This is a genomic window from Streptomyces sp. NPDC085460, from assembly GCF_044541975.1.
Taxonomy (GTDB): domain Bacteria; phylum Actinomycetota; class Actinomycetes; order Streptomycetales; family Streptomycetaceae; genus Streptomyces.
Window position 1 is genome coordinate 417,368 of record NZ_JBITTO010000006.1, and the last position, 26,531, is coordinate 443,898.

Here is a 26,531-nt window from a genome sequence, read left to right on the forward strand (position 1 = left end):
GCGCGCGGGCCCCGGCCGCGGTTTGGGCGCGCCACCGGGGGGGTCGGGCTGGGGGGTCCCGCCCCCCTGGGGGGGCGGCTCCCGGCCCGCACCCCCCACCCCTGAGCCGTACCTCCGCGGGCCGCGCCCCTGACCCCGTACCTCCGTGGTCCGACCCCCGGAGCCGTACACCGCGGTCCGACCCCGGCCGCCGTGGCCCCGGGGGCGTACCCCCGGGGCCGGCGCCCCGCAGCCGTACCCTCCGCCCCACCCCGCCGCCCCGCAGAGCGAAGGAGCCGCCGGTGACCACCCTCGAACCGCAGGACGCGACCGAAGAGCAGGGACCCGGAGGCTACGCGGCGGACCGGCTGCGGCTCCTCCAGGAGAAGGCGCCGTCCGGGCCCGAGCGCCGCGGCGCCCTCTCCCGCCTCACCGACGACTGGCTGGCCGGACTCTTCGCCGCCGCACCGCCCAAGGGAATCGCCCTCGTCGCCGTCGGCGGCTACGGCCGCGCCGAACTCTCCCCCCGCAGCGACCTCGACCTCCTTCTGCTCCACGACGGCAGCGCCCCCAAGGAGACCGTCGCCGCCGTCGCCGACCGCCTCTGGTACCCCGTCTGGGACCTCGGGATCGCCCTCGACCACTCCGTCCGCACCCCCGCCCAGGCCCGCGCCACCGCCGCCGAGGACCTCAAGGTCCAGCTCGGACTCCTCGACGCCCGGCCGCTCGCCGGCGACACCGCCCTCGCCGCCGCCCTCCGCTCCACCGTCCTCGCCGACTGGCGCAACCAGGCCGCCCGCCGCCTCCCCGAACTCGCCGAACTCTGCCGCGACCGCGCCGACCGCGCCGGCGAGCTCCGCTTCCTCCTCGAACCCGACCTCAAGGAGGCCCGCGGCGGCCTCCGCGACGCCCAGGCCCTGCGCGCCGTCGCCGCCTCCTGGCTCGCCGACGCCCCCCGCGACGGCCTCGACACCGCCCGCCGCCGCCTCCTCGACGCCCGCGACGCCCTCCACCTCGCCACCGGCCGCGCCACCGACCGCCTCGCCCTCCAGGAACAGGACGCCGTCGCCGAACAGCTCGGCCTCCTCGACGCCGACACCCTGCTCCGCGAGGTGTACGAGGCCGCCGGCATCGTCACGTACGCCTCCGACGTCACCTGGCGCGAGGTCGGCCGCGTCCTCAAGGCCCGCTCCGCCCGCCCCCGCCTCCGCGGCCTCCTCGGCGGACGCTCCGGCGACCGGAAACAGCCCGCCGAACGCACCCCGCTCGCCGAGGGCATCGTCGAGATGGACGGCGAGGTCGTCCTCGCCCTCCCGCAGCCCCCCGGCTTCGCCCGCACGGCCGGCACCTCCCTCGCCCGCCCCGAACGCGACCCCGTCCTCCCGCTCCGCGCCGCCGCCGCGGCCGCCCAGCACGGCCTGCCGCTCTCCCCGCACGCCGTACGCCACCTCGCCGCCACCGCCAAGGCGCTGCCCGTCCCCTGGCCGGCCGAGGCCCGCGAAGCCCTCGTCACCCTCCTCGGCGCCGGCGCCCCCACCGTCCCCGTCTGGGAGGCCCTGGAGGCCGAAGGGCTCGTCACCCGCCTCCTGCCCGACTGGGAACGCGTCCGCCACCGCCCCCAGCGCAACCCCGTCCACACCTGGACCGTCGACCGGCACCTCGTCGAGACCGCCGTCCGCGCCGCCTCCCTCACCCGCCGCGTCGGCCGCCCCGACCTCCTCCTCGTCACCGCCCTCCTCCACGACATCGGCAAGGGCTGGCCCGGCGACCACTCCGTCGCCGGCGAGACCATCGCCCGCGACCTCGCCGCCCGCATCGGCTTCGACCGCGCCGACACCGCCACCATCGCCACCGTCGTCCGCCACCACCTCCTCCTCGTCGACACCGCCACCCGCCGCGACCTCGACGACCCGGCCACCGTCGAAGCCGTCGCCGCCGCCGTCGGCACCGTCGGCACCCTCGAACTCCTCCACGCCCTCACCGAGGCCGACGCCCTCGCCACCGGACCCGCCGCCTGGTCCGCCTGGCGCGCCTCCCTCGTCGCCGACCTCGTCAAACGCGTCACCGGCGTCCTCGCCGGCGAGCCCCTGCCCGACCCCGAGGCCGCCGCCCCCAGCGCCGAACAGGAACGCCTCGCCGTCGAGGCGCTGCGCACCGGCGAACCCGTCCTCGCCCTCCACACCCGCGACGAACAGCCCCTCGACCCCGACGAGCCCGCCCCCGTCGGCGTCGAACTCCTCATCGCCCTCCCCGACCAGCCCGGCGTCCTACCCGCCGTCGCCGGCGTCCTCGCCCTCCACCGGCTCACCGTCCGCGCCGCCGAACTGCGCGCCGTGGACCTCCCCGGCCTCCCCACCGAACCCGGCACCGGCTCCGTCCTCGTCCTCGCCTGGCGCGTCGCCGCCGAGTACGGCTCCCTGCCCCAGGGCCACCGGCTCCGCGCCGACCTGCTGCGCGCCCTCGACGGAACCCTCGACATCCCCGCCCGGCTCGCCGAACGCGAGGCCGCCTACCCGCGCCGCCGAGGCGTCCAGGCCCCGCCGCCCCGCGTCACCGTCGCCCCCGCCGACTCCCGCCTCGCCACCGTCCTGGAGGTCCGCGCCCAGGACGCCCCGGGCCTGCTCCACCGGATCGGCCGGGCCCTGGAGGGAGCGGCGGTACGCGTCCGCAGCGCCCACGTCTCGACCCTCGGCGCCAACGCCGTGGACACCCTGTACGTGACCCGGCCGGACGGCTCCCTCCTGCCGGACGAGGAGGCGATCGACCTGGCCAGGGCGCTGGAGGAGGCGCTGGGGTGACCTGGGGCGCCGTGTGTCGTTGAGCACTGCGTGCTCCCCGCCGAGGCGGGGATGGTCCCTCCCTGCGAGGCAAAGGACGCCTCACCGAGCACCGCTCCTCACACAGGTGGGGATACCGGTGCCCTCACCCCCGATACGACGGGTGAGGGCACCGGTGGGAGGGGGCGGATACCCTGGAGGGCAGTCCATCCGCCCCCGACACCTGAGGATCCGCGACCGCCGTGTTCGATACCCTCTCCGATCGCCTTGCAGCCACTTTCAAGAGTCTCCGCGGCAAGGGCCGCCTCAGCGAGGCCGACATCGACGCCGCGGCGCGGGAGATCCGTATCGCACTCCTCGAGGCGGATGTCGCGCTTCCGGTCGTCCGGCAGTTCATCAAGGAAGTCAAGGGTCGCGCCCTCGGCGTGGAGGTCTCCAAGGCCCTGAACCCCGGCCAGCAGTTCGTCAAGATCGTCAACGACGAGCTGGTCAGCATCCTCGGCGGCGAGACCCGCCGCCTGCGCTTCGCCAAGACCGCGCCGACCGTGATCATGCTCGCCGGTCTCCAGGGTGCCGGTAAGACCACCCTCGCCGGAAAGCTCGGCCTCTGGCTGAAGGGGCAGGGCCACTCGCCGCTGCTCGTCGCCTGTGACCTCCAGCGCCCCAACGCCGTCAACCAGCTCTCGGTCGTCGCCGACCGCGCCGGCGTCGCCTTCTACGGCCCGCAGCCCGGCAACGGCGTCGGCGACCCGGTCCAGGTCGCCAAGGACTCGATCGAGTACGCCCGCTCCAAGGTCTTCGACGTCGTCATCGTCGACACCGCCGGCCGCCTCGGCATCGACCAGGAGCTGATGCAGCAGGCCGCGGACATCCGTGACGCGACCTCGCCCGACGAGATCCTCTTCGTCGTCGACGCCATGATCGGTCAGGACGCGGTCAACACCGCCGAGGCGTTCCGCGACGGCGTCGGCTTCGACGGCGTCGTGCTCTCCAAGCTCGACGGCGACGCCCGCGGTGGTGCCGCGCTCTCCATCGCGCACGTCACCGGCAAGCAGATCATGTTCGCCTCCAACGGCGAGAAGCTGGACGACTTCGACGCGTTCCACCCGGACCGCATGGCGTCCCGCATCCTCGGCATGGGCGACATGCTGTCGCTCATCGAGAAGGCCCAGCAGACCTTCGACGAGGAAGAGGCCGCCAAGATGGCCTCGAAGCTCGCGTCGAAGAAGGGCCAGGACTTCACCCTGGACGACTTCCTCGCCCAGATGGAGCAGGTCCGCAAGATGGGCTCCATCAGCAAGCTGCTCGGCATGCTGCCCGGCATGGGGCAGATGAAGGAGCAGATCGCCAACATCGACGAGCGGGACGTGGACCGTACCGCCGCCATCATCAAGTCGATGACCCCGGCCGAGCGCCAGGACCCGACCCTCATCAACGGCTCCCGCCGCGCCCGTATCGCCAAGGGTTCCGGCGTCGAGGTCAGCGCCGTCAAGGGCCTGGTCGAGCGGTTCTTCGAGGCCCGCAAGATGATGTCCCGCATGGCCCAGGGCGGCGGCCTGCCCGGTATGCCCGGCATCCCGGGCATGGGCGGTGGCCCCGGCCGGCAGAAGAAGCAGGTCAAGCAGGCCAAGGGCAAGCGCAAGAGCGGCAACCCGATGAAGCGGAAGGCCGAGGAGCAGGCCGCTCAGGAGAAGCGGGAGCAGGCCCAGCAGGGCGGCGCCTTCGGGCTGCCGGGCGCCGGCCAGGGCCCGCAGGACTTCGAGCTGCCGGACGAGTTCAAGAAGTTCATGGGCTGACGCTCCGGCGACGCCCGGAGGATTCCGGCGGCGCCCGGAGGATTCCGGCGGCGCCTGGAGGAATCCGGCCACGCCCGGAGGGATCCGGCGACGTCCGAGAGAAGGGGTCCGCGGCGGTACGAAACCGCCCCGGGCCCTTTTTCGTCCCCCCGGTCCACCCGAAATGCCGCGTTCGTCGTGATCTTCGATACTGGGGCCACTGCCGCCCCGAGGAGAGCGACGTGGCCAACCCCGTACCCCCGCGCGACCGGACCGACCAGCCCTGGCGCTCGGAAGGGGCGCCGCCGCCCCCGCCACCGAAGAAGAAGATGCCCGGAGGCTGGGGCAGCCTCATCCTCACCGCGCTCGCCGTCTACCTCATCGCCAACCTCGTGCTCTCCTTCTTCAACGAGGGCGACGGGCCGACGATCTCGTACACCGAGTTCAGCAAGCAGGTCACCGCGGGGAACGTCACCAAGATCTACTCCAAGGGCGACGCCATCCAGGGCCAGCTCAAGGAGAAGCAGCCGGTGCCCGACGGCAAGGGCGACTACACCAAGTTCCAGACCCAGCGGCCCGCCTTCGCCGACGACGACCTGTGGGCGCAGCTCACCCAGCAGAAGGTCACCGTCACCGCCGAGCCCGTCGTGCAGGAACGCTCCTTCCTCGCCAACCTCCTCCTCTCCCTCGCCCCGATGCTGCTCCTCGTCCTCCTCTGGGTGTTCATCGCCCGCCGGATGAGCGCCGGCATGGGCGGCGCCGGCGGCATGCTCGGCCGCAAGCAGCCGCCGAAACCGGTCGAGCTGGAGGGCGGCAAGCGCACCACCTTCGCCGACGTCGCCGGCATCGACGAGGTGGAGGGCGAGCTCAACGACGTCGTCGACTTCCTCAAGAACCCGCAGGCGTACCGGGACATGGGCGCCAAGATGCCCCGCGGCGTCCTCCTCGCCGGCCCGCCCGGCACCGGCAAGACCCTCCTCGCGCGGGCCGTCGCCGGCGAGGCCGGGGTGCCGTTCTTCTCCGCCTCCGCCTCCGAGTTCATCGAGATGATCGTCGGCGTCGGCGCCTCCCGCGTCCGCGAACTCTTCGCCGAGGCCCGCAAGGTCGCCCCCGCGATCATCTTCATCGACGAGATCGACACCATCGGCCGCGCCCGCGGCGGCGGCTCCGGCATGGGCGGCCACGACGAGCGCGAGCAGACCCTCAACCAGATCCTCACCGAGATGGACGGCTTCACCGGCTCCGAGGGCGTCATCGTCCTCGCCGCCACCAACCGCGCCGACGTCCTCGACCCCGCTCTCACCCGCCCCGGCCGCTTCGACCGGATCGTGCACGTCAACCCGCCCGACCGCGGCGGCCGCGAGGCCATCCTCAGGATCCACACCCGGCAGATCCCGCTCGCCAAGGACGTCGACCTGGAACAGGTCGCCCGCACCACCCCCGGCATGACCGGCGCCGAACTCGCCAACCTCGCCAACGAGGCCGCGCTCCTCGCCGTCAAGCGGGAACAGAAGACCGTCACCCAGTCCGACCTCTCCTACGCCCTGGAGAAGGTCCAGCTCGGCGCCGAACGCCCCCTCGTCATGCCCGAGGAGGAACGCCGCCGCACCGCGTACCACGAGAGCGGACACGCCCTCCTCGGCATGCTCCAGCCCGGCGCCGACCCCGTCCGCAAGATCACCATCGTGCCGCGCGGCCGCGCCCTCGGCGTCACCCTCTCCACCCCCGACGCCGACAAGTACGCCTACACCGAGGAGTACCTGCGCGGCCGGATCATCGGCGCCCTCGGTGGCATGGCGGCCGAACAGGTCGTCTTCGGCGTCATCACCACCGGCGCCGAGAGCGACCTCGAACAGGTCACCAACATCGCCCGGGGCATGGTCGGCCGCTGGGGCATGAGCGAGACCGTCGGCCGGCTCACCGCCATCCCCGGTGACGCCCAGCAGGCGTACGGGCTCTCCGCGGCCCCCGCCACCCTCGACACCGTCGACGCCGAGATGCGCCGGATCGTCGACGAGTGCTACGACGCCGCCGTACGCCTCCTGAATCAGCACCGCGACAAGCTCGACGCCCTGAGCGCCGCCCTCCTCGCCAACGAGACCCTGGAGGAGGGCGCCGCCTACCGAGCCGCCGGCATCGCCCGCCCCGACCCCCACGCCCCGGAACCCGGCGTCGGCCCGAACCCGGAACCGCCGCCGCTGTCCTGACCTCCGGATCCCGGATGTCGGGTAGGGGATCCGACATCCGGGATACCGCATCCAGCATTTTGGATCGTGGATCCAATGTCCGGGATCCACGACATCGGATCGTGGATCCAACGTCCGGGATCCACGACATCGGATCCTGGATCCGATCTCCAGGATCCCGGATCCCCTATCCGCCCGACGCGGCCTACGGCACGCGCGCGACCACGTACCGGAAGACGTTCGGCATCCACACCGTGCCGTCCGCGCGCCGGTACGGGGCCAGTGCCTCCTCGATCTCCTTCTCGACCTGCGCGGGGTCGCCGGCCCGGACCGCCGCGTCGAAGGCGCCGGTCGACAGCAGGCCGCGCACCGCGCTGGACTCGTCCGCGTACCCGAAGGGGCAGGCGACCCGCCCCGAGCCGACGGGCCGCAGCCCGGCGCGGAGGGCGAGGGCGCCCAGGTCCGTACGGGGGGAGGGGCGCCGGTCGGCGAGCCGGTCCGCGAGGCGGAGCAGCGGCTCCGTCGCGCAGCGCTCGGGGGGCCCCCAGCCCGCCAGCACGACCGCCGCGCCCGGTTGGGCCGTCCGGGTGAGGTCGGCGGGACCGTAGGCGGTGCGGTCGGCCGCGTGGAAGGCGGTGATCACGTCGTACGGGCCGTCCCCGGGCACCTCGGCGGTGACCGTCAGGCCCTCGGGGAGCCGGGCCCTGGCCAGCTCCGCGCGGGCCCGGTCCCGCTCCGCCCCGGAGGCCGACGCGCCCCGCGCCGCCGCCATCAGCAGGGCGAGGCCGGTGCCGCAGTCCAGGCCGAGCAGGCGGGTCCCCGGGCCCACGCCGAGACGTTCGTAGGCCGCCTCGTAGAGCGGGACGAGCATCCGCTCCTGGATCTCGGCCCAGTCACGCGCGGGGTGGTGCGGGACGAGCGTAGGTGTCATGGATCAGGCCCCATTCCGTGCCGGACGACAGCCCCCCGTAGTCAGGGAACTGCGCTTCGCGTCCGGCGTCCAGTGCTCGCACCGGACGACTCCGGACGAGTTCGGGCCAGGGCCGGGTGGAGGCCGGCCTCGGGGGAGGGGGGCGGTGCCCGAACTCGGGCACCGGCCCGGTAGTGTCCCCTCCCACACCGCTCCGGCGCGCGTGACACGACCGCGCGCCGGGGCGTATGCGCCCTGTGCACCAGCTGTGGACGCCTGGGTACCGACTGACGGGTACGTGCAAAATATTTGAGTTGCCCCGGAATGGAACCCGGACGGGACCCGGCTCGTTGTACCCGACGTGAGCACGACACCACCTGTTCTCGCCGCAGAGCTGGCGCAGGCGTGGGCCGACATTCAGCGGTACCACCCCGAGCTGCCGGACCTCGCCGCGCCCGAGTCCCTGATCGGAGAGTCCTCGTCCGCCTGCGGCGCCGAGCTCTCCTTCGAGCGACTGCTCCACGAGGCAGTCCATGGCATCGCCGCAGCCCGGGGTGTCCGCGACACCTCCCGGGCCGGCCGCTACCACAACCGCAGATTCCTCGCGATCGCCGAGGAGATGGGCCTCGACCATCCCGAGGAGCCGCACGCCAGCAGCGGCTTCTCCCTGGTCACGCTCAATCCCGAGGCGAAGCGCCGCTACCGGTCCACCATCGAGCGGCTCCAGCGCGCCCTCAAGGCCCACACCGTCGCCACGGCCGCCGACACCAAGCGCTCCTTCCGGGGACCGGCCGCCCGGCACGGCTCCTCGGGCGGCGGCGTCCGGGTCAAGGCCGTCTGCGACTGCGGGCGCAACGTGCGCGTGGTGCCCTCGGTGCTCGCCCAGGCCCCGATCGTCTGCGGCGGCTGCGGCAAGCCCTTCCGGATCCCGGAGACGGTGGGCGCCGCCGGCTGACCTGGCGGCGTGTGGCACAATGGTCAGCTGTACTCGACAGTCGCACAGGACCCCTCTCTCCTCCGGCTGACGCGTCCATCGGGCACCCGAGTACCGCAACCCCACGTGGCATCTCAAGTGCCCAACCACGTCAAGACCAGGAGACACCACTCCAGTGGCAGTCAAGATCAAGCTCAAGCGCCTCGGCAAGATTCGCCAGCCGCACTACCGCATCGTCGTCGCCGACTCGCGCACCCGCCGTGACGGCCGCGCGATCGAGGAGATCGGCCTCTACCACCCGACGTACAACCCGTCGCGTATCGAGGTCGACTCCGAGCGTGCGCAGTACTGGCTCTCCGTCGGCGCCCAGCCGACCGAGCCCGTCCTCGCCATCCTGAAGCTCACCGGCGACTGGCAGAAGCACAAGGGCCTCCCCGCCCCGGAGAAGGCTCTGCTCTCCCCGGTGACGAAGGAAGAGAAGCGCGCTTCCTTCGACGAGTTCGCCAAGGCCCTCGAGGGCGCTGACGACAAGGGCGAGGCCATCACCCCGAAGGCCAAGAAGGCGAAGGCGGACGAGGCCGAGGCCGAGTCCACCACCGAGGCCTGATCATGCTCGAGGAGGCTCTCGAGCACCTCGTGAAGGGCATCGTCGACAACCCCGACGACGTGCAGGTCGCCTCGCGCAACCTGCGCCGCGGCCGCGTGCTGGAGGTCCGGGTCCACCCCGACGACCTCGGCAAGGTGATCGGCCGCAACGGCCGCACCGCGCGTGCGCTGCGTACCGTCGTGGGCGCCATCGGCGGCCGTGGCATCCGCGTCGACCTCGTCGACGTGGACCAGGTCCGCTGAAAGTTTGACACCGGCACGGGCCGGGGAGGGCAGCCGCCCACCCCGGCCCGTTGCCGTACGACAGGAAGAGTTCACCAGTGCAGTTGGTAGTCGCGCGGATCGGCCGCGCCCACGGGATCAAGGGCGACGTCACCGTGGAGGTGCGTACCGACGAGCCCGAGCTGCGGCTCGGTCCCGGCGCCGTCCTGCTCACCGATCCGGCCTCCGCCGGCCCGCTGACCATCGAGTCCGGCAAGGTGCACAGCGGCCGGCTGCTGCTGCGCTTCGAGGGCGTCCGTGACCGCAACGCCGCCGAGGCGCTCCGCAACACCCTCCTCATCGCCGAGATCGACCCCGAGGAACTGCCCGAGGAGGAGGACGAGTACTACGACCACCAGCTCGTCGACCTCGACGTGGTCCTCGCCGACGGCACCGAGGTCGGCGTCATCACCGAGATCTCCCACCTGCCCTCCCAGGACCTCCTCATCGTGGAGCGCCCGGACGGCACGGAGCTGATGATCCCCTTCGTGGAGCAGATCGTCACCGAGATCGACCTGGAGAACCAGAAGGCCGTCATCGACCCGCCGCCCGGCCTCATCGACGACCGCGCCGAGATCGCCTCCGCCCGCGACGCCGAAGAGGGCCACGCGGCAGAGGACGACGCCGAGGAAGGCGACGCCGCAGAGGACGCCGCAGAGGGCGGCAAGGCATGAGGCTCGACGTCGTCACGATCTTCCCCGAGTACCTCGAACCGCTGAACGTCTCCCTCGTCGGCAAGGCACGCGCGCGTGGACAGCTCGATGTCCACGTCCACGACCTGCGGCAGTGGACGTACGACCGCCACAACACCGTCGACGACACCCCCTACGGTGGCGGCCCCGGCATGGTCATGAAGACCGAGCCCTGGGGCGACGCCCTCGACCAGACCCTCGCCGACGGCTACGAGACCGGTGCCCACGGCCCCGTCCTCGTCGTCCCCACCCCCAGCGGCCGGCCCTTCACCCAGGAACTCGCCGTCGAGCTCTCCGAGCGCCCCTGGCTGATCTTCACCCCCGCCCGCTACGAGGGCATCGACCGCCGGGTCATGGACGAGTACGCCACCCGCATGCCGGTCTACGAGGTATCCATCGGCGACTACGTGCTGGCCGGCGGAGAGGCCGCCGTCCTGGTGATCACCGAGGCCGTCGCCCGCCTCCTCCCCGGCGTCCTCGGCAACGCCGAGTCGCACCGCGACGACTCCTTCGCCCCCGGCGCCATGGCCAACCTCCTCGAAGGCCCCGTCTACACCAAGCCCCCGGAGTGGCGCGGCCACACCATCCCCGAGGTGCTGGTCAGCGGCCACCACGGCAAGATCGCCCGCTGGCGCCGCGACGAGGCGTTCCGCCGCACCGCCGCCAACCGGCCCGACCTCATCGAGCGCTGCGATCCCGCCGCCTTCGACAAGAAGGACCGCGAGACCCTCTCGATCCTCGGCTGGGCCCCGGAGCCCGGCGGCCGATTTTGGCGCAGGGTCGAGGGCGTGGAAGAATAGGCGACTGCCGTCCGTCCGGCGCGCGCCCCTGCCACAGGGGGAGCCGCCCGCCATCGACCGGACGGCGATCTCATCGATTCGTACATCACCGCTGATGACCTGTGGCATCGGCGAGGAAAGAGACCTCCATGGCTTCCCTGCTCGACCAGGTGAACGCGGCTTCCCTCCGCTCCGACCTGCCCGCCTTCCGTCCCGGCGACACCGTGAACGTCCACGTGCGCGTCATCGAGGGCAACCGCTCCCGTATCCAGCAGTTCAAGGGCGTCGTCATCCGCCGCCAGGGCTCCGGCGTCTCCGAGACCTTCACCGTCCGCAAGGTCTCGTTCTCCGTCGGCGTCGAGCGCACCTTCCCGGTGAACAGCCCGATCTTCGAGAAGATCGAGCTCGTGACCCGCGGTGACGTCCGTCGCGCCAAGCTCTACTACCTGCGTGAGCTGCGCGGCAAGGCTGCCAAGATCAAGGAGAAGCGCGACAACTGAGCTCCGGCTCACCGCTCGCGCGACGCTTCACGCTCCTCGTACAGGCGGGCCGGATAGGCTCACCCCCCGATGGACACCGAAGCACAGCACACGGAGCGCGACCCCTCTTCCCCGGCGGATCCCCAAGCGGATCCAGCCGCGGACGACGGGTCGCGCTCCGTGCGCGTTTCCGGGGCCCCGGCCGGCGAGCCCGGCACCCCGGACGGCCGCGCCGCCGGCAGCGACGACGGCGGCGGGGACGAAGACCGCGACCGCGGCAGGGACGAAGACCGCGACCGCGACGCGGACGGCGACCGCGAGGCGGACGGCGACCGCGACGGCGCGGGGCGCGGTCCCTCCTGGCGCAGGACGGGCCTCACCGGCGCCGCCTGCGTGGTCTTCCTGCTGCTCCTCAGCCACTTCGTCGCCCAGCCCTTCCTGATCCCCAGCGGCTCCATGGAGCCCACCCTCCAGGTGGGGGACCGGATCCTGGTCAACAAACTGGCGTACCGTTTCGGCAGCGAGCCGCGCCGCGGTGACGTCGTCGTCTTCGACGGAACCGGATCCTTTGTCCAGGAAGAGCCGGCCGGCAACCCGGTCACCGGCCTGCTGCACGACGCGGCGGCCGCCCTCGGGCTCGCCGCCCCCGACGAGACCGACTTCGTGAAGCGGGTCGTCGGCGTCGGCGGCGACCGAGTCGTCTGCTGCGACGGGGACGGCCGGATCACCGTCAACGGCACCCGCGTCCAGGAGCCGTACCTCACCCCCGGCGACCGGCCCTCCGATGTCCCCTTCGACATCGTCGTGCCCCCGGGCACCCTCTGGGTGATGGGCGACCACCGCAGCCAGTCCAGCGACTCCCGCGACCATCTCGGCAGCCCCGGCGGCGGCATGGTCCCCGTCGACAAGGTCGTCGGCCGCGCCGACTGGATCGCCTGGCCCTTCGGCCGCTGGACCACCGTGACCGAGACCGACGCGTACGACTCCGTACCGGCCCCGCCCACCGGCGGGCACGGTGTCGGGCCGCGGGGGAGCGGACATGGGTAGCCGCGGTATCCGTGCGGGCGCCGGACCGGACGCGGCTCCGGCACCCCCTCCAGGCCGCGCGGAACGGCGCCGGCTCGCCCGCCGGGTCAGACGGCGCCGGCAGCGCTCCGCGCTCCGCGAGATCCCGATCCTCGTCGGCGTCGCGGTGCTGATCGCGCTCGTCCTCAAGACCTTCCTCGTCCAGGCGTTCGTCATCCCCTCCGGCTCCATGGAGCAGACGATCCGGATCCACGACCGCGTACTCGTCGACAAGCTCACCCCGTGGTTCGGCTCCGAGCCGCAGCGCGGTGACGTCGTCGTCTTCAAGGACCCCGGGAACTGGCTCCACCAGGACGCCGCCCCCGCCGCCGAGGACCCCATCGGGATCAAGCAGGTCAAGCAGGCTTTGACCTTCATCGGCCTGATGCCCTCCGCCGACGACCGGGACCTCATCAAGCGGGTGATCGCCGTCGGCGGCGACACCGTCCGCTGCTGCGGCGAGGACGGACGGATCACCGTCAACGGCGTACCGCTGGACGAGCCGTACCTCAATCCCGGCGACAAGCCGTCCACGATCCCCTTCGACGTGAAGGTCCCCGAAGGCCGGGTCTTCGTCCTCGGCGACCACCGCTCCGACTCCGCCGACTCCCGCTACCACCTGGACGAGCCGGGCCGGGGCACCATCGCCGAGGACCAGATCGTGGGCCGCGCGGTGGTGATCGCCTGGCCGTTCGGCCACTGGCGCGGCCTGGAGGAGCGCGACACCTTCGCCGCCGTGCCGGACGCGCGTGCGACAGTCGGGACCACGCTCGGTATGTCGCATAGTGTGTCCTCGCGGAACGTGAACGGAATGCCATGGCCGCCGACCCCTGCGGAACTCCTGCTCGTTATGGGAGTGGCGGGCCTGTCCCTGTTCCGGGACGGGCGGTTGCACCGAGTGAGGAGTGGATGTGGGGGAAGTGGCCGTCGGCGCACGTTCCGGACACGACGGGCCCGAGGACAGGGCCGACGGGGCCAGAGGTGAGAACGTGACGGAAGAGAACACCAGCGGCGACGGTACGCCGTCCTCCGGCGACGAGCCGGACCGGACCGACGGGAACGACGGCGCCAGGCCGAAGAAGCAGCGTTCCTTCTGGAAGGAACTGCCGCTCCTCATCGGCATCGCGCTGATCCTCGCGCTGCTGATCAAGACCTTCCTGGTGCAGGCGTTCTCGATTCCCTCGGAATCGATGATGAACACCCTGAAGAAGGGTGACCGGGTCCTCGTCGACAAGCTGACCCCCTGGTTCGGCTCCGAGCCCGAGCGCGGCGAGGTCGTCGTCTTCCACGACCCGGGCGGCTGGCTGGAGACCGCGGAGACGCCCAAGCCCAACGCGGTCCAGAAGTTCCTCAGCTTCATCGGCCTCATGCCGTCCGCCGAGGAGAAGGACCTCATCAAGCGGGTCATCGCCGTCGGCGGCGACACCGTCTCCTGCAAGGAGGGCGGCAAGGTCGTCCTCAACGGCAAGGAGCTCGACGAGTCCGCCTACCTCTACCCCGGCTCCATGCCCTGCCAGGACTCCTTCGGCCCGATCAAGGTCCCCCAGGACCGCATCTGGGTCATGGGCGACAACCGGCAGAACTCGCTCGACTCCCGCTTCCACCAGGAGCTCCCCGGCGGCGGCACCATCGCCAACGACCAGGTCGTCGGCCGTGCCGTGGTCGTCGCCTGGCCCGTCACCCGCTGGGCGACGCTGCCCGTCCCCGCCGTCTTCGACCAGCCCGGCCTCAACCCGGTCGCGGCGGCCGTCCCGGCGGCGGCGACGACCCCGGCCGCGGCGGCCCTCGGCCTCGCCGGAGCGCTCCCGCTGGTGCTCCGCCGGCGCAGGAAGCGGGCCGCACGGCATACCGCCGAGTAGCTTCCCGCGGGTAGGGTGCCGTCCCAGATCGTCCACGGACCACGGACCTCTGGGGTGCACATGAGCGGGACCACCAAGAAGCGAGACGGCCACGGCCGGCTCGGCAGCGTGCTGTCGGGTCTTGCCGTGGCCGTCGGCTGTCTGCTCTTCCTCGGCGGCTTCGCCGCCGGAGCCCTGCTCTACCGCCCCTACACCGTGCCCACCGGCTCCATGGCCCCCACCTTCGAGCCGGGCTCCAAGCTCCTCGCCCAGCGCATCGACGGCGACGACGTCCGGCGCGGCGACGTCGTCGTCTTCGAGGACCCGCTGTGGGGCGGCTCCACCATGGTCAAGCGGGTCGTCGCCGTCGGCGGCGACACCGTCGCCTGCTGCGGCACCGACGGGCACCTCACCGTCAACGGCACCCCCGTCGAAGAACCGTATCTGCGACCCGGACCCGACGGCACCGTCCGCGCCTCCGCCCAGGACTTCACCGCCACCGTCCCCGAGGACAGCCTGTTCCTCCTCGGCGACGACCGCGCCAGCTCCCTCGACTCCCGCACCCATCTGGAAGACGCCGCCCAAGGCTCGGTGCCCCGCTCCACCGTCGTCGCCCGCGTCGACGCCGTCGCCTGGCCCCTCTCCGGCGGATCCATCGAACGCCCCGCCGCCTTCGCCGCCCTCCCCGGCGGAATCTCCACCCCCGGCCCCCTCACGCCCCTCCTCACCGCCATCGCCGCCGGCGCAGCCCTCATCCTCGCCGGAGCCGCCCACGGCCCCCTGAGCCGACGCCTCCGAGCGCGGAACACGCCCGCGAGGGAGAAGGTGAAGGCATGACGGACGTCGGTACGAGCTCCGCTCCCGGCGGTGGGCCTACGAGCACCGCCCCTGGAGGTGGGCCTACGGGCTCCGCTCCCGGCGGCCGGCCCACGGGCTCCGCTCCCGGCGGTGAGGCCGGCGCGGAGGTGCGGCAGGTCGCCCGGGTCATCCTGCTCGACCCCCACGACCGCATCCTCCTCATGCACGGCCACGAACCGGACGACCCCACCGACACCTGGTGGTTCACCCCCGGCGGCGGACTCGAAGGCGACGAGACCCGAGAACAGGCCGCCCTCCGAGAACTCGCCGAGGAGACCGGCCTCACCGACGTCGAACTCGGACCCGTCCTCTGGCAGCGCCACTGCTCCTTCCCCTTCGCCGGCCGCCAGTGGCACCAGGACGAGTGGTACTACCTCGCCCGCACCCGCGACGACACCGGCCCCGTACCCGGCCCCCAGGCCCTCACCGAACTCGAGACCCGCAGTCTCTCCGGGCTCAGATGGTGGACTTCCGCCGAACTGTCGGTGGCCCATGAGACCGTGTACCCCATCAGGCTCGCCGAGCTGCTGCGCACGCTGCTCGACGAGGGACCCCCGCGCACGCCCGTCGTACTCGCCCCGGAAATCGTCCAAGGGGCGCCCGCGACTGGCGCACAATAGGGGGACGCACGGCTGAAGGGGAACATGCCATGAGCGCCGAGGACCTCGAGAAGTACGAGACCGAGATGGAGCTGAAGCTCTACCGGGAGTACCGCGATGTCGTCGGGCTGTTCAAATACGTGATCGAGACCGAGCGGCGCTTCTACCTCACCAACGACTACGAGATGCAGGTGCACTCGGTCCAGGGCGAGGTCTTCTTCGAGGTCAGCATGGCCGACGCCTGGGTCTGGGACATGTACCGGCCGGCCAGGTTCGTCAAGCAGGTCCGCGTCCTCACCTTCAAGGACGTCAACATCGAGGAGCTCAACAAGAGCGACCTCGAACTGCCCGGCAGCTGACCCCCACCCCCACTCACCCATGTGAGTGACGCGGTACTCCGCGACCACCCCGCCGTCCACAGCCCCGCACACGCCCGGGACCCCTTCCGTCACAGTCAGTGACGGAGGTGGTCCCCATGAACGCGACCCAAGCACTCGGACGGTACGGAGAAGAGCTGGCAGCCCGCCGGCTCACCGAAACCGGCCTGCACATCCTCGCCCGCAACTGGCGCTACGGCCGCGCCGGAGAGATCGACATCGTCGCCCGCGACGGCGACACCCTCGTCATCTGCGAGGTCAAGACCCGCCGCATCGGCGACTTCGAACACCCCATGGCCGCCGTCACCCCCGACAAAGCGGCCCGGCTCACCTACCTCGCCGGCTGCTGGCTCGATCACACCGGCACCCCGCCACCCGTCGGCGGCGTCCGCATCGACCTCGTCGGCATCGTCCTGCCCCGCCGAGGCGCCCCCGTCCTCACCCACGCCCGAGGGGTGGCCTGATGGGATTCGCCCGCACCTGCTCCGTCGCCCTCGTCGGCGTCGAAGGCGTCGTCGTCGAGGTCCAGGCCGACCTCGAACCAGGCGTCGCCGCCTTCACCCTCGTCGGCCTCCCCGACAAGAGCCTCAGCGAGAGCCGCGACCGCGTCCGCGCCTCCGTCGTCAACTCCGGCGCCGAATGGCCCCAGAAGAAACTCACCGTCGGACTCAGTCCCGCGTCCGTCCCGAAGTCCGGCAGCGGCTTCGATCTCGCCGTAGCGGCCGCCGTGCTCGCCGCCGCCGAACGCATCGACCCCCGCTCCATCGCCGACCTCGTCCTCATCGGCGAACTCGGCCTCGACGGACGCGTCCGCCCCGTCCGCGGCATCCTCCCCGCCGTCCTCGCCGCCGCCGACGCCGGCTACCACCAGGTCGTCGTCCCCGAACAGACCGCCGGCGAGGCATCCCTCGTCCCCGGCGTCTCCGTCCTCGGCGTCCGCACCCTCCGCCAGCTCATCGCTGTCCTCACCGACGAACCCGTCCCCGACGAAGATCCCGCCGAACCAGGCCGCCCCGACGCCATGCTCGCCGGACTCCTCGTCCCCGGCGCCGGCATCGGCACCGGACTCGCCCCCGACCCCGGCGAAGGCCCCGACCTCGCCGACGTCGCCGGCCAGCACACCGCCCGCCGAGCCCTGGAGGTCGCCGCCGCCGGCGGCCACCACCTCCTCCTCAGCGGACCACCCGGCGCAGGGAAGACCATGCTCGCCGAACGCCTCCCCGGCATCCTCCCGCCCCTCAACCGCCAGGAATCCCTCGAAGTCACCGCCGTCCACTCCGTCGCCGGCATCCTCCCGCCCGGCGAACCCCTCGTCCGCCGCGCCCCCTACTGCGCACCCCACCACTCCGCCACCATGCAGTCCCTCGTCGGCGGCGGAAACGGCATCCCCCGACCCGGAGCCGTCTCCCTCGCCCACCGAGGCGTCCTCTTCCTGGACGAAGCACCCGAATTCTCCACGAAATCCCTCGACGCCCTTCGCCAGCCCCTCGAATCCGGACACGTCGTCATCGCCCGCACCGCGGGCGTCGTCCGACTCCCCGCCCGCTTCCTCCTCGCCCTCGCCGCCAACCCCTGCCCCTGCGGCCGCCACACCCTCCACGGCACCGGCTGCGAATGCCCGCCCTCCGCCGTCCGCCGCTACCAGGCCCGCCTCTCCGGCCCCCTCCTCGACCGCGTCGACCTCCGCGTCGAAGCCGAACCCGTCACCCGCGCCGACCTCCTCGGCCAAGGCGGCCGGGGCGAAACCACCGCCACCGTCGCCGACCGCGTCCGCGAAGCCCGCGCCCGCGCCACCACCCGCCTCACCGGCACCCCCTGGACCCTCAACAGCGAGATCCCCGGCCACGAACTCCGTACCCGATACCTCGCCGCCCCGGGCGCCCTCGCCCACGCCGAACGCGACATCGAACGCGGACTCCTGACCGCCCGCGGCCTCGACCGCGTCCTCCGCGTCGCGTGGACCATCGCCGACCTCGCCGGACACGACCGCCCCGGCCACGACGACATCGCCCACGCCCTCGAACTCCGCACCGGCATCACCCGAGGCATCCCCCTCGCCACCGGAGACCGCCCATGACCCACCACCCCACCGACCCGACCACCCCGCCCCCTGCCACCCCGCCGAGCCCCGCAGCGGGCGGACCCGCCCCGGACGGACCCGTCACCTCGCTCCCGCCCTCCGACACCGAACGAATCGCCCGCGCCGCCCTCACCCGCATCATCGAACCCGGCGACGAACAAGCCGGCCACGCCCTGCGCACCCACGGCGCCACCGCCCTCCTCGCCCTCCTCCGCGATCCCCGCGAACCCCCACTCGCCGGCGTCGGCACCCGCCGCCTCGCCGGCTGGCGCCACCGCGCCCGCACCACCACACCCGAAGCCGACCTCGACCACATCACCCGCCTCGGCGGCCGCTTCCTCATCCCCGGCGAACCCGACTGGCCCACCCAACTCGACGACCTCGGCGACACCCGGCCCATCGGCCTCTGGACCCGAGGCCCCGCCACCCTCCGCACCTGGGCCCTCCGGTCCGTCGCCCTCGTCGGAGCCCGCGCCTGCACCCCGTACGGCGCCCACATCGCCGCGCACCTCGCCACCGGCCTCAGCCGCCACGGCTGGGTCGTCGTCTCCGGCGCCGCGTACGGCATCGACGGCGCCGCCCACCGCGGCGCCCTCGCCGCGGGCGGCGCCACCGCCGCCGTCCTCGCCAGCGGCGTCGACACCCCCTACCCCCGAGGCCACCACGGACTCCTCGACCGCATCGCCCACCAAGGCGTCCTCATCGGCGAACTCCCACCCGGCAGCCACCCCACCCCCAGCCGGTTCGTCCTCCGCAACCGCGTCATCGCCGCCCTCACCCGCGGCACCGTCGTCGTCGAGGCCCAGTACCGCAGCGGCTCCCTCGTCACCGCCCGCGCCGCCACCCGCCTCGGCCGCCACACCATGGGCGTACCCGGCCCCGTCACCAGCGCCCTCTCCGCCGGCGTCCACGAACTCCTCCGCGGCGGCGCCACGCTCGTCACCGACGCCGACGAGATCGTCGAACTCGTCGGCGCCATCGGCGACCTCGCCCCGGCCCGACGCGGCCCCGTCCTTCCCCGCGACCTCCTCCACCCCGCCACCGCCCAGGTCCTCGAAGCCCTCCCCACCCACCCACCCGCCCCCACCACCGAGATCGCCCGCCGCGCCGGCACCACCCCCGACGACGCACTCGCCCGGCTGTACGAACTCCACGCCCTCGGTCACGCCGAGCGGGACGGCGACGGATGGAGGTTGACGAACAGCGGCAAGCCGGTGTCGAACGCGCGGCGAGGCGGTCCTTGACCCGGCGCATACGGGTGAAAAAGTGAGGCCGATGAGCAACCGAGTTCCCTCGGCCACACCCGCGGGGCCGACGCGCGCCACGGCCCCGGATCGAAGATGTGGCCGACCACGTCCACCCGGACCGGCGCGATCCGCTCCCGTTCGCTCACCGCGACACCGCACTCACGCTACGCTCACCAGGATTCCCCACAGGACAACCGGACCGACGCACACGACAGCAGAACGGCTCAAGGCAACGCATGCCCCAGCACACCTCCGGGTCTGACCGCGCTGCGGTGCCCCCAGCAGCCCGGGGCACCGTGCGGCCACCCGCGCCGACCTCCCTCGAAGAGCTGTGGCGCTCGTACAAGGCCACCGGTGACGAGCGGCTGCGGGAACAGCTGATCCTCCACTACTCGCCCCTCGTCAAGTACGTCGCGGGACGCGTCAGCGTCGGCCTGCCGTCCAACGTCGAACAGGCGGACTTCGTCTCGTCCGGGGTGTTCGGCCTCATCGACGCCATCGAGAAGTTCGACGTCGAGCGCGCCATCAAGTTCGAGACCTACGCGATCACCCGCATCCGCGGCGCCATGATCGACGAACTCCGCGCCCTCGACTGGATCCCCCGCTCCGTGCGCCAGAAGGCCCGCAACGTCGAGCGCGCCTACGCCACCCTGGAAGCCCAGCTCCGCCGCACCCCCAGCGAGAGCGAGGTCGCCGCCGAGCTCGGCATCCAGCTGGAGGAGCTCCACGCCGTCTTCAGCCAGCTGTCCCTCGCCAACGTCGTCGCCCTCGAAGAGCTCCTCCACGTCGGCGGCGAGGGCGACCGCCTGTCCCTCATGGACACCCTGGAGGACACGGCCGCCGACAACCCCGTCGAGGTCGCCGAGGACCGCGAACTGCGCCGGCTCCTCGCCCGCGCCATCAACACCCTCCCCGAACGGGAGAAGACCGTGGTCACGCTCTACTACTACGAGGGCCTGACCCTCGCCGAGATCGGCCACGTCCTCGGCGTCACCGAGAGCCGCGTCAGCCAGATCCACACCAAGTCCGTCCTCCAGCTTCGCGCCAAGCTTGCCGACGTGGGGCGCTGACCCCGCCCGACCGGTCGTACAGTGGAGCCGTGCCCAGGATTCGAGCGGCCTCCGTGGCCGAGCACCGGACCATGCAACGCGGCGCCCTGCTGGACGCCGCGCGATCCCTGCTGTCCGACGGCGGGACGGAGGCGCTGACCTTCCCCGCACTCGCCGAGCGCACCGGACTGGCGCGCTCGTCGGTCTACGAGTACTTCCGCTCCCGCGCCGCCGTCGTCGAGGAACTGTGCGCGGTCGACTTCCCCGTCTGGGCCGCCGAGGTCGAGCTCGCCATGGCCGGCGCCGACACCCCCGAGGCCAAGGTCGCCGCCTACGTCCGCAAGCAGCTGGAGCTCGTCGGCGACCGCCGCCACCGCGCCGTCGTCGCCATCTCCGCCGGCGAACTCGACGACGGCGCCCGCGAGAAGATCCGCGCCGCCCACGGCGGGCTCGTCGCCATGGTCGTCGCCGCCCTCGCCGACCTCGGCATGACCGAACCCCGCCTCGGCGCCATGCTCCTCCAGGGCGTCGTCGACGCCGCCGTCCGCCGCATCGAGCTCGGCGCCGCCGAAGACCCCGACCGCATCGCCGAAGCCGCCGTCACCATGGCCCTCCACGGCGTCACGGGCGCCCCCACAACCTGACCACCCCCTCCTTTCCGCCCACACAGGGGGCCCCTCCCCCCACCCCCTCCCCCCCCGCCCCCCTCCCCCCCCCCCCCCCCCCCCCCCCCCCCGTCATACGTTCAGCGCAGTAGTGGCAGGAGTCGGGACGGGCTCCTCCTCAAGAGGGTCAGGGGGTCGAGGTACTGGTCGCCTCGGAGGAGGCCCCAGTGGAGGCAGGTGCGGGGGCAGTGGGTGCCGGGGGCGACGGTGGCGAGGGGGTCTCCCGCGCGGATGTGGTCGCCGGTGCGGGCGAGGGGGGTGACGGGGGTGAAGGTGGTGCGGAGCGGGGGTGTGCCGGTGCCCGGGAGGGTGAGGGTGAGGGTGCCTCGGCCGCCTACGGGGCCGGCGAAGGTGACGGTTCCGGTGGCGGGGGCGTGGACGGTGGTGCCTTCGGGGGCGGCCAGGTCGATGCCTCGGTGGCCGGCGGCGTAGGGGCCGGCGGGGGGTTGCCAGGGGCGGAGGATGTCGGGGGCGGGTGGGCCGAGGGGCCACCACAGGGTGAGGGCGAGGAGGAGTGTCGTCGTGTGCATGGGGTGAGCGTGCCCGGTGCGTACGGTGGGTGACGGGGGCGGCTGGTTTCTGTGGACAAGGGGCGGCCTGTGGACAGTGCCGTCACCCGGCGCGCTCGGGGTCCCGTACACTTCCTATGGCGACCCGGGTCACCGGGTCGACTTCGCACGCCCCGCCACTCCTCTCGCAGAGCGGGGTGGCAGCGCCTTTCGGTCCTTCGTGGCACGGCGCGCCGGGGCGTCAGGAACACAACCGAGAAACCCAAGGAGATACGGCCATGGCCGTCGTCACGATGCGGGAGCTGCTGGAGAGCGGCGTCCACTTCGGTCACCAGACCCGTCGCTGGAACCCGAAGATGAAGCGCTTCATCTTCACCGAGCGCAACGGCATCTACATCATCGACCTGCTCCAGTCGCTGTCGTACATCGACCGCGCCTACGAGTTCGTCAAGGAGACGGTGGCCCACGGTGGCTCCGTCATGTTCGTCGGTACGAAGAAGCAGGCCCAGGAGGCCATCGCCGAGCAGGCGACGCGTGTCGGCATGCCGTACGTCAACCAGCGTTGGCTCGGTGGCATGCTCACCAACTTCTCGACCGTCTACAAGCGTCTGCAGCGCCTCAAGGAGCTTGAGCAGATCGACTTCGAGGACGTCGCGGCCTCGGGTCTCACCAAGAAGGAGCTCCTGGTCCTCTCGCGCGAGAAGGCCAAGCTGGAGAAGACCCTCGGTGGTATCCGCGAGATGCAGAAGGTGCCGAGCGCCGTCTGGATCGTCGACACCAAGAAGGAGCACATCGCCGTCGGCGAGGCTCGCAAGCTCAACATCCCGGTCGTCGCGATCCTCGACACCAACTGTGACCCCGACGAGGTCGACTACAAGATCCCGGGCAACGACGACGCGATCCGCTCCGTCACCCTGCTCACCCGCGTGATCGCCGACGCCGTCGCCGAGGGCCTCATCGCCCGTTCCGGTGCCGCGACCGGTGACTCGAAGCCGGGCGAGAAGGCCGCCGGCGAGCCGCTCGCCGAGTGGGAGCGCGACCTGCTCGAGGGCGAGAAGAAGGCCGACGAGTCCGCCGCCGAGGCCGAGGCCCCCGCCGAGACCGAGAAGGCCGCCGAGGCCGAGGTCGAGGCTCCGGCCGCCGAGGCCGAGGCTCCGGCCGAGCAGGCCTGACCTTTCCGCACTCCGGAACACCACGGAGGTGACGGCGGGGGCCCATGAAGCCCCCGCCGTCCCGCCGTAGATCTTCGTAGATCTTTCTGACTTCGAGAGAGAAACAGACTCATGGCGAACTACACCGCCGCTGACGTCAAGAAGCTCCGTGAGCTCACCGGCGCCGGCATGATGGACTGCAAGAAGGCCCTCGAAGAGGCCGACGGCGACGTCGACAAGGCCGTCGAGGCCCTGCGCATCAAGGGCCAGAAGGGCGTCGCCAAGCGCGAGGGCCGCTCCGCCGAGAACGGCGCCGTGGTCTCCCTCATCGCCGACGACAACACCTCCGGCGTCCTCGTCGAGCTGAAGTGCGAGACGGACTTCGTCGCCAAGGGTGACAAGTTCCTCGCCGTCGCCAACGCGCTCGCCACCCACGTCGCCGCCACCAAGCCGGCCGACATCGAGGCTCTGCTCGCCTCCGAGATCGAGGCCGGCAAGACCGTGCAGGCCTTCGTGGACGAGGCCAACGCCAACCTCGGCGAGAAGATCGTCCTCGACCGCTTCGCGGCCTACGCCGACGGCTACGTCTCCGCGTACATGCACCGCACCATGCCCGACCTCCCGCCGCAGATCGGTGTCCTCGTCGAGCTCGACAAGGAGAACGCCGAGGTCGCCAAGGGTGTCGCGCAGCACATCGCCGCGTTCGCGCCGAAGTACCTCACCCGTGAGGACGTTCCGGCCGACGTCGTCGAGTCCGAGCGTCGCATCGCCGAGGAGACCACCCGCGCCGAGGGCAAGCCCGAGGCCGCGATCGCCAAGATCGTCGAGGGTCGCGTGAACGGCTTCTTCAAGGACGCCACGCTGCTCGGCCAGCCGTACGCGCTGGACAACAAGAAGTCCGTCCAGCAGATCCTGGACGAGGCCGGTGTCACCCTGAAGCGCTTCACCCGCATCAAGGTCGGCATCTGAGTCCTTCGCCCACGCGACGGACACCGGACCCGGGTAGGGTCTGAGACAGTCGTCCCGCCCCGCGCGGGACGACCGCAGATGTGACGAGGAGGCCATTGCCGTACGGGAAACCCACGAGGACCCAAGGCAATGGCCTTCTTCGTATGTGCACGAGGAGATCTCCATGAATCAGGGCGCCGTACAGGGCGACGACAACAGCGGCAAGAAGCTCGGCCGCTACATGCTGAAGCTGTCCGGGGAGGCGTTCTCCGGCGGTACCGGTCTCGGTGTCGACCCCGACGTCGTGCACGCCATCGCGCGTGAGATCGCGGCCGTCGTCCGAGACGGCGCCCAGATCGCGATCGTGATCGGCGGCGGCAACTTCTTCCGCGGGGCCGAGCTCCAGCAGCGCGGCATGGACCGGGCCCGCTCCGACTACATGGGCATGCTCGGCACGGTGATGAACTGCCTCGCCCTCCAGGACTTCCTGGAGAAGGAGGGCATCGACTCGCGCGTCCAGACCGCCATCACCATGGGCCAGGTCGCCGAGCCGTACATCCCGCTGCGCGCCGTGCGCCACCTGGAGAAGGGCCGCGTGGTCATCTTCGGCGCCGGCATGGGCATGCCGTACTTCTCCACGGACACCACCGCCGCCCAGCGCGCCCTGGAGATCGACGCCGAGGCCCTCCTCATGGGCAAGAACGGCGTGGACGGCGTCTACGACTCCGACCCGAGGACCAACCCGGCCGCGGTCAGGTTCGACGCGCTGGAGTACAGCGAGGTCATCACCCGCGACCTCAAGGTCGCCGACGCCACCGCCATCACGCTGTGCCGTGACAACAAGCTCCCGATCCTCGTCTTCGAACTGCTCACCGAGGGCAATATCGCGCGCGCCGTCACGGGTGAGAAGATCGGCACGCTCGTGAGCGACCAGGGCACCCGGGCCTGAGCCCGTCTCCAACCGGGAACAGCCCCGTACGGGGCTGGACGACAGCCCTGCCGGTCGTACACCGTGCAGGACACAACGCGACGACACGCAGGAGCAAGTGGTGATCGAAGAGACCCTCCTCGAGGCCGAGGAGAAGATGGAGAAGGCCGTCGTGGTCGCCAAGGAGGACTTCGCCGCGATCCGCACCGGCCGTGCGCACCCGGCGATGTTCAACAAGATCGTGGCCGACTACTACGGCGCCATCACCCCCATCAACCAGCTGGCCTCGTTCTCGGTGCCGGAGCCGCGCATGGCCGTGGTGACCCCGTTCGACAAGAGCGCGCTGCGCAACATCGAGCAGGCGATCCGCGACTCGGACCTCGGCGTCAACCCGAGCAACGACGGCAACATCATCCGTGTGGTCTTCCCCGAGCTGACCGAGGAGCGCCGCCGGGACTACATCAAGGTCGCCAAGACCAAGGCCGAGGACTCCAAGATCTCGATCCGCTCCGTGCGCCGCAAGGCCAAGGAGAGCATCGACAAGCTCGTCAAGGACGGCGAGGTCGGCGAGGACGAGGGCCGCCGCGCGGAGAAGGAGCTCGACGACACCACCGCGAAGTACGTGGCGCAGGTCGACGAGCTGCTGAAGCACAAGGAAGCCGAGCTCCTCGAGGTCTGATGAACGACTCATCCTGGGGGGCGCCGGCGGCCGGTTCAGGTCTCGGCGGACCCGACCAGGGGCCTGCCCCGGCGGGTCCCGCCCACGATCGGCACCGGGCAGCGCAGACTCGCCCCATGCCCATCGTGCCCGACGTACCCGCCGGCGGATTCCAGGACGACGGACACGGTCGGGGGGCCGCTCACACGGGCGGTCCCCTGTTCCGTGACGAGACTCCGCACGAGCACCCGCACGAGCACCCGCAGGAGCCCATGCCCAGCCCCGTCCCGCCTCCTGAGCCGTCCGCGGCGCCCGCGCCGCGGCAGAAGAAGAGCGCGGGCCGGGACCTGGGCGCGGCCATAGGGGTCGGCGTCGCTCTCGGGGCCGTGATCATCGTGTCGCTGTTCATCTGGCCGCCGGCGTTCGTCGGCGTCATAGCGGTGGCCGTGGTCGTCGGTCTGTGGGAGCTGACCTCGCGGCTCCAGGAGCGCAAGGCGATCAAGGCGCCGCTGGTGCCGCTCGCGGTCGGCGGCGCGGCGATGGTCGTCGCCGGGTACGTGCGGGGCCCCGAGGGCGCCTGGGTCGCGATGGCCCTGACGGCGCTCGCGGTGCTCGTCTGGCGGATGACGGAACCCCCCGAGGGGTATCTGAAGGACGTCACGGCGGGGGTCTTCGCCGCGTTCTACGTGCCGTTCCTGGCGACGTTCGTGGCGCTGCTGCTGACCGCGGACGACGGTCCGTGGCGGGTGCTGACCTTCCTGCTGCTCACGGTGGTCAGCGACACCGGGGCGTACGCGGTCGGCTGGCGGTTCGGCAGGCACAAGCTGGCGCCGCGGATCAGCCCCGGCAAGACCCGCGAGGGCCTGTTCGGCGCGGTGGCCTTCGCGATGGCGGCCGGCGCGCTGTGCATGCAGTTCCTGATCGACGGCGGCACCTGGTGGCAGGGGCTGATCCTCGGTCTGGCGGTGGCGGCGAGCGCGACGCTCGGCGACCTCGGCGAGTCGATGATCAAGCGGGACCTGGGCATCAAGGACATGGGGACGCTGCTCCCCGGTCACGGCGGCATCATGGACCGGCTCGACTCGCTGCTGCCGACGGCGCCGGTGGTGTGGCTGCTGCTCGCGCTGTTCGTCGGCACGGGGTGAGCGGTCACCCGCAGGGGATCGCCGTCGGAGCGGGTT

27 protein-coding genes are annotated in these 26,531 nt (G+C 72.0%); 25 read left to right on the forward strand and 2 right to left on the reverse strand.

The window, feature by feature from the left end; genetic code table 11:
* Positions 1–281 precede the first annotated feature (281 nt).
* The 3 genes from ACIGHB_RS18260 (at position 282) to ftsH (ending at position 6,738) form a co-directional block, all read left to right on the forward strand.
* On the forward strand, positions 282–2,777 hold the full coding sequence (locus ACIGHB_RS18260; protein WP_399914191.1) for a [protein-PII] uridylyltransferase: 2,496 nt from the start codon (positions 282–284) through the stop codon (positions 2,775–2,777).
* Positions 2,778–2,998: 221 nt separating this feature from the next.
* Positions 2,999–4,552, forward strand: coding sequence for a signal recognition particle protein (gene ffh / locus ACIGHB_RS18265; RefSeq protein WP_360314484.1), 1,554 nt, complete (start codon positions 2,999–3,001; stop codon positions 4,550–4,552).
* A 221-nt stretch (positions 4,553–4,773) separates the two neighbouring features.
* Complete coding sequence (gene ftsH, locus ACIGHB_RS18270; protein WP_399914194.1) at positions 4,774–6,738, forward strand: ATP-dependent zinc metalloprotease FtsH; 1,965 nt, start codon at positions 4,774–4,776, stop codon at positions 6,736–6,738.
* 184 nt (positions 6,739–6,922) lie between these two features.
* Here ftsH and ACIGHB_RS18275 read toward each other — a convergent pair whose 3' ends face one another.
* Positions 6,923–7,648, reverse strand: a complete 726-nt coding sequence (locus ACIGHB_RS18275) for a methyltransferase type 11 (RefSeq protein WP_360314480.1) — start codon at positions 7,646–7,648, stop codon at positions 6,923–6,925.
* A 340-nt stretch (positions 7,649–7,988) separates the two neighbouring features.
* Here ACIGHB_RS18275 and ACIGHB_RS18280 point away from each other — a divergent pair, with 340 nt between their 5' ends.
* From ACIGHB_RS18280 to ACIGHB_RS18360, 17 genes are all read left to right on the forward strand, one after another.
* A complete protein-coding gene (locus ACIGHB_RS18280) occupies positions 7,989–8,582 on the forward strand; it encodes a hypothetical protein (RefSeq protein ID WP_360314478.1) in 594 nt (197 codons plus the stop codon).
* A gap of 154 nt (positions 8,583–8,736) precedes the next feature.
* A complete protein-coding gene (gene rpsP, locus ACIGHB_RS18285) occupies positions 8,737–9,168 on the forward strand; it encodes a 30S ribosomal protein S16 (protein ID WP_360314476.1) in 432 nt (143 codons plus the stop codon).
* A 2-nt stretch (positions 9,169–9,170) separates the two neighbouring features.
* Positions 9,171–9,410 carry an RNA-binding protein gene (locus ACIGHB_RS18290; RefSeq protein ID WP_005311361.1) on the forward strand — a complete coding sequence of 80 codons (240 nt, stop codon included), beginning with the start codon at positions 9,171–9,173 and terminating at the stop codon, positions 9,408–9,410.
* A gap of 77 nt (positions 9,411–9,487) precedes the next feature.
* Positions 9,488–10,102, forward strand: a complete 615-nt coding sequence (gene rimM / locus ACIGHB_RS18295; protein WP_399914199.1) for a ribosome maturation factor RimM — start codon at positions 9,488–9,490, stop codon at positions 10,100–10,102.
* Positions 10,099–10,920 carry a tRNA (guanosine(37)-N1)-methyltransferase TrmD gene (trmD, locus tag ACIGHB_RS18300; protein ID WP_360314472.1) on the forward strand — a complete coding sequence of 274 codons (822 nt, stop codon included), beginning with the start codon at positions 10,099–10,101 and terminating at the stop codon, positions 10,918–10,920. Before rimM ends, trmD begins: the two co-directional genes overlap by 4 nt.
* A 128-nt stretch (positions 10,921–11,048) precedes the next feature.
* Entirely contained in the window at positions 11,049–11,399 is a 351-nt protein-coding gene (gene rplS / locus ACIGHB_RS18305) for a 50S ribosomal protein L19 (protein ID WP_030496989.1), read from the forward strand.
* Positions 11,400–11,468: 69 nt separating this feature from the next.
* Positions 11,469–12,425, forward strand: coding sequence for a signal peptidase I (gene lepB, locus ACIGHB_RS18310; protein WP_399914204.1), 957 nt, complete (start codon positions 11,469–11,471; stop codon positions 12,423–12,425).
* On the forward strand, positions 12,418–13,428 hold the full coding sequence (gene lepB / locus ACIGHB_RS18315; RefSeq protein WP_399914207.1) for a signal peptidase I: 1,011 nt from the start codon (positions 12,418–12,420) through the stop codon (positions 13,426–13,428). Before lepB (ACIGHB_RS18310) ends, lepB (ACIGHB_RS18315) begins: the two co-directional genes overlap by 8 nt.
* Positions 13,364–14,302, forward strand: coding sequence for a signal peptidase I (lepB, locus tag ACIGHB_RS18320; RefSeq protein WP_399914210.1), 939 nt, complete (start codon positions 13,364–13,366; stop codon positions 14,300–14,302). Before lepB (ACIGHB_RS18315) ends, lepB (ACIGHB_RS18320) begins: the two co-directional genes overlap by 65 nt.
* A 60-nt stretch (positions 14,303–14,362) precedes the next feature.
* Positions 14,363–15,118, forward strand: coding sequence for a signal peptidase I (gene lepB / locus ACIGHB_RS18325; RefSeq protein ID WP_399914213.1), 756 nt, complete (start codon positions 14,363–14,365; stop codon positions 15,116–15,118).
* Positions 15,115–15,759: an NUDIX hydrolase gene (locus tag ACIGHB_RS18330; protein ID WP_399914216.1), complete on the forward strand. Its 645-nt coding sequence runs from the start codon at positions 15,115–15,117 to the stop codon at positions 15,757–15,759. Before lepB (ACIGHB_RS18325) ends, ACIGHB_RS18330 begins: the two co-directional genes overlap by 4 nt.
* A 29-nt stretch (positions 15,760–15,788) precedes the next feature.
* On the forward strand, positions 15,789–16,097 hold the full coding sequence (locus tag ACIGHB_RS18335) for a DUF2469 domain-containing protein (protein WP_005311352.1): 309 nt from the start codon (positions 15,789–15,791) through the stop codon (positions 16,095–16,097).
* Between the two features lie 116 nt (positions 16,098–16,213).
* Complete coding sequence (locus ACIGHB_RS18340; protein ID WP_399914219.1) at positions 16,214–16,579, forward strand: YraN family protein; 366 nt, start codon at positions 16,214–16,216, stop codon at positions 16,577–16,579.
* On the forward strand, positions 16,579–18,192 hold the full coding sequence (locus tag ACIGHB_RS18345) for a YifB family Mg chelatase-like AAA ATPase (protein WP_399914222.1): 1,614 nt from the start codon (positions 16,579–16,581) through the stop codon (positions 18,190–18,192). Before ACIGHB_RS18340 ends, ACIGHB_RS18345 begins: the two co-directional genes overlap by 1 nt.
* Positions 18,189–19,439, forward strand: coding sequence for a DNA-processing protein DprA (gene dprA / locus ACIGHB_RS18350; RefSeq protein ID WP_399914225.1), 1,251 nt, complete (start codon positions 18,189–18,191; stop codon positions 19,437–19,439). Before ACIGHB_RS18345 ends, dprA begins: the two co-directional genes overlap by 4 nt.
* 239 nt (positions 19,440–19,678) lie before the next feature.
* Complete coding sequence (gene whiG / locus ACIGHB_RS18355) at positions 19,679–20,512, forward strand: RNA polymerase sigma factor WhiG (protein WP_360314453.1); 834 nt, start codon at positions 19,679–19,681, stop codon at positions 20,510–20,512.
* A 53-nt stretch (positions 20,513–20,565) separates the two neighbouring features.
* A complete protein-coding gene (locus tag ACIGHB_RS18360; RefSeq protein WP_399914349.1) occupies positions 20,566–21,135 on the forward strand; it encodes a TetR/AcrR family transcriptional regulator in 570 nt (189 codons plus the stop codon).
* Between the two features lie 101 nt (positions 21,136–21,236).
* On the opposite strand, the gene ACIGHB_RS18365 is transcribed toward ACIGHB_RS18360, so the two are convergent.
* On the reverse strand, positions 21,237–21,686 hold the full coding sequence (locus ACIGHB_RS18365) for a murein hydrolase activator EnvC family protein (RefSeq protein WP_399914229.1): 450 nt from the start codon (positions 21,684–21,686) through the stop codon (positions 21,237–21,239).
* Between the two features lie 257 nt (positions 21,687–21,943).
* Between ACIGHB_RS18365 and rpsB the strand changes: the two genes are divergently transcribed.
* The 5 genes from rpsB (at position 21,944) to ACIGHB_RS18390 (ending at position 26,495) form a co-directional block, all read left to right on the forward strand.
* Positions 21,944–22,837: a 30S ribosomal protein S2 gene (rpsB, locus tag ACIGHB_RS18370; RefSeq protein ID WP_399914233.1), complete on the forward strand. Its 894-nt coding sequence runs from the start codon at positions 21,944–21,946 to the stop codon at positions 22,835–22,837.
* A gap of 111 nt (positions 22,838–22,948) precedes the next feature.
* Positions 22,949–23,785, forward strand: coding sequence for a translation elongation factor Ts (tsf, locus tag ACIGHB_RS18375; protein WP_360314447.1), 837 nt, complete (start codon positions 22,949–22,951; stop codon positions 23,783–23,785).
* 163 nt (positions 23,786–23,948) lie between these two features.
* Positions 23,949–24,713, forward strand: coding sequence for a UMP kinase (pyrH, locus tag ACIGHB_RS18380; protein ID WP_360314445.1), 765 nt, complete (start codon positions 23,949–23,951; stop codon positions 24,711–24,713).
* Positions 24,714–24,813: 100 nt separating this feature from the next.
* The gene (gene frr, locus ACIGHB_RS18385) at positions 24,814–25,371 is read left to right on the forward strand and encodes a ribosome recycling factor (protein WP_360314443.1); all 558 of its coding nucleotides are present in this window, start codon (positions 24,814–24,816) and stop codon (positions 25,369–25,371) included.
* Complete coding sequence (locus tag ACIGHB_RS18390) at positions 25,371–26,495, forward strand: phosphatidate cytidylyltransferase (RefSeq protein WP_399914237.1); 1,125 nt, start codon at positions 25,371–25,373, stop codon at positions 26,493–26,495. The genes frr and ACIGHB_RS18390 overlap by 1 nt, the downstream gene beginning before the upstream one ends.
* Positions 26,496–26,531: the final 36 nt, after the last annotated feature.

Excerpts from the sequence above, each read along its gene's own strand:
- ACIGHB_RS18275 (WP_360314480.1), bottom strand. The coding sequence starts at position 7,648 with ATGACACCTACGCTCGTCCCGCACCACCCCGCGCGTGACTGGGCCGAG.
- ACIGHB_RS18290 (WP_005311361.1), top strand. The coding sequence starts at position 9,171 with ATGCTCGAGGAGGCTCTCGAGCACCTCGTGAAGGGCATCGTCGACAAC.
- trmD (WP_360314472.1), top strand. The coding sequence starts at position 10,099 with ATGAGGCTCGACGTCGTCACGATCTTCCCCGAGTACCTCGAACCGCTG.
- rplS (WP_030496989.1), top strand. The coding sequence starts at position 11,049 with ATGGCTTCCCTGCTCGACCAGGTGAACGCGGCTTCCCTCCGCTCCGAC.
- lepB (WP_399914204.1), top strand. The coding sequence starts at position 11,469 with ATGGACACCGAAGCACAGCACACGGAGCGCGACCCCTCTTCCCCGGCG.
- lepB (WP_399914207.1), top strand. The coding sequence starts at position 12,418 with ATGGGTAGCCGCGGTATCCGTGCGGGCGCCGGACCGGACGCGGCTCCG.
- lepB (WP_399914213.1), top strand. The coding sequence starts at position 14,363 with ATGAGCGGGACCACCAAGAAGCGAGACGGCCACGGCCGGCTCGGCAGC.
- ACIGHB_RS18330 (WP_399914216.1), top strand. The coding sequence starts at position 15,115 with ATGACGGACGTCGGTACGAGCTCCGCTCCCGGCGGTGGGCCTACGAGC.
- ACIGHB_RS18335 (WP_005311352.1), top strand. The coding sequence starts at position 15,789 with ATGAGCGCCGAGGACCTCGAGAAGTACGAGACCGAGATGGAGCTGAAG.
- ACIGHB_RS18340 (WP_399914219.1), top strand. The coding sequence starts at position 16,214 with ATGAACGCGACCCAAGCACTCGGACGGTACGGAGAAGAGCTGGCAGCC.
- ACIGHB_RS18345 (WP_399914222.1), top strand. The coding sequence starts at position 16,579 with ATGGGATTCGCCCGCACCTGCTCCGTCGCCCTCGTCGGCGTCGAAGGC.
- dprA (WP_399914225.1), top strand. The coding sequence starts at position 18,189 with ATGACCCACCACCCCACCGACCCGACCACCCCGCCCCCTGCCACCCCG.
- whiG (WP_360314453.1), top strand. The coding sequence starts at position 19,679 with ATGCCCCAGCACACCTCCGGGTCTGACCGCGCTGCGGTGCCCCCAGCA.
- ACIGHB_RS18365 (WP_399914229.1), bottom strand. The coding sequence starts at position 21,686 with ATGCACACGACGACACTCCTCCTCGCCCTCACCCTGTGGTGGCCCCTC.
- rpsB (WP_399914233.1), top strand. The coding sequence starts at position 21,944 with ATGGCCGTCGTCACGATGCGGGAGCTGCTGGAGAGCGGCGTCCACTTC.
- tsf (WP_360314447.1), top strand. The coding sequence starts at position 22,949 with ATGGCGAACTACACCGCCGCTGACGTCAAGAAGCTCCGTGAGCTCACC.
- pyrH (WP_360314445.1), top strand. The coding sequence starts at position 23,949 with ATGAATCAGGGCGCCGTACAGGGCGACGACAACAGCGGCAAGAAGCTC.
- ACIGHB_RS18390 (WP_399914237.1), top strand. The coding sequence starts at position 25,371 with ATGAACGACTCATCCTGGGGGGCGCCGGCGGCCGGTTCAGGTCTCGGC.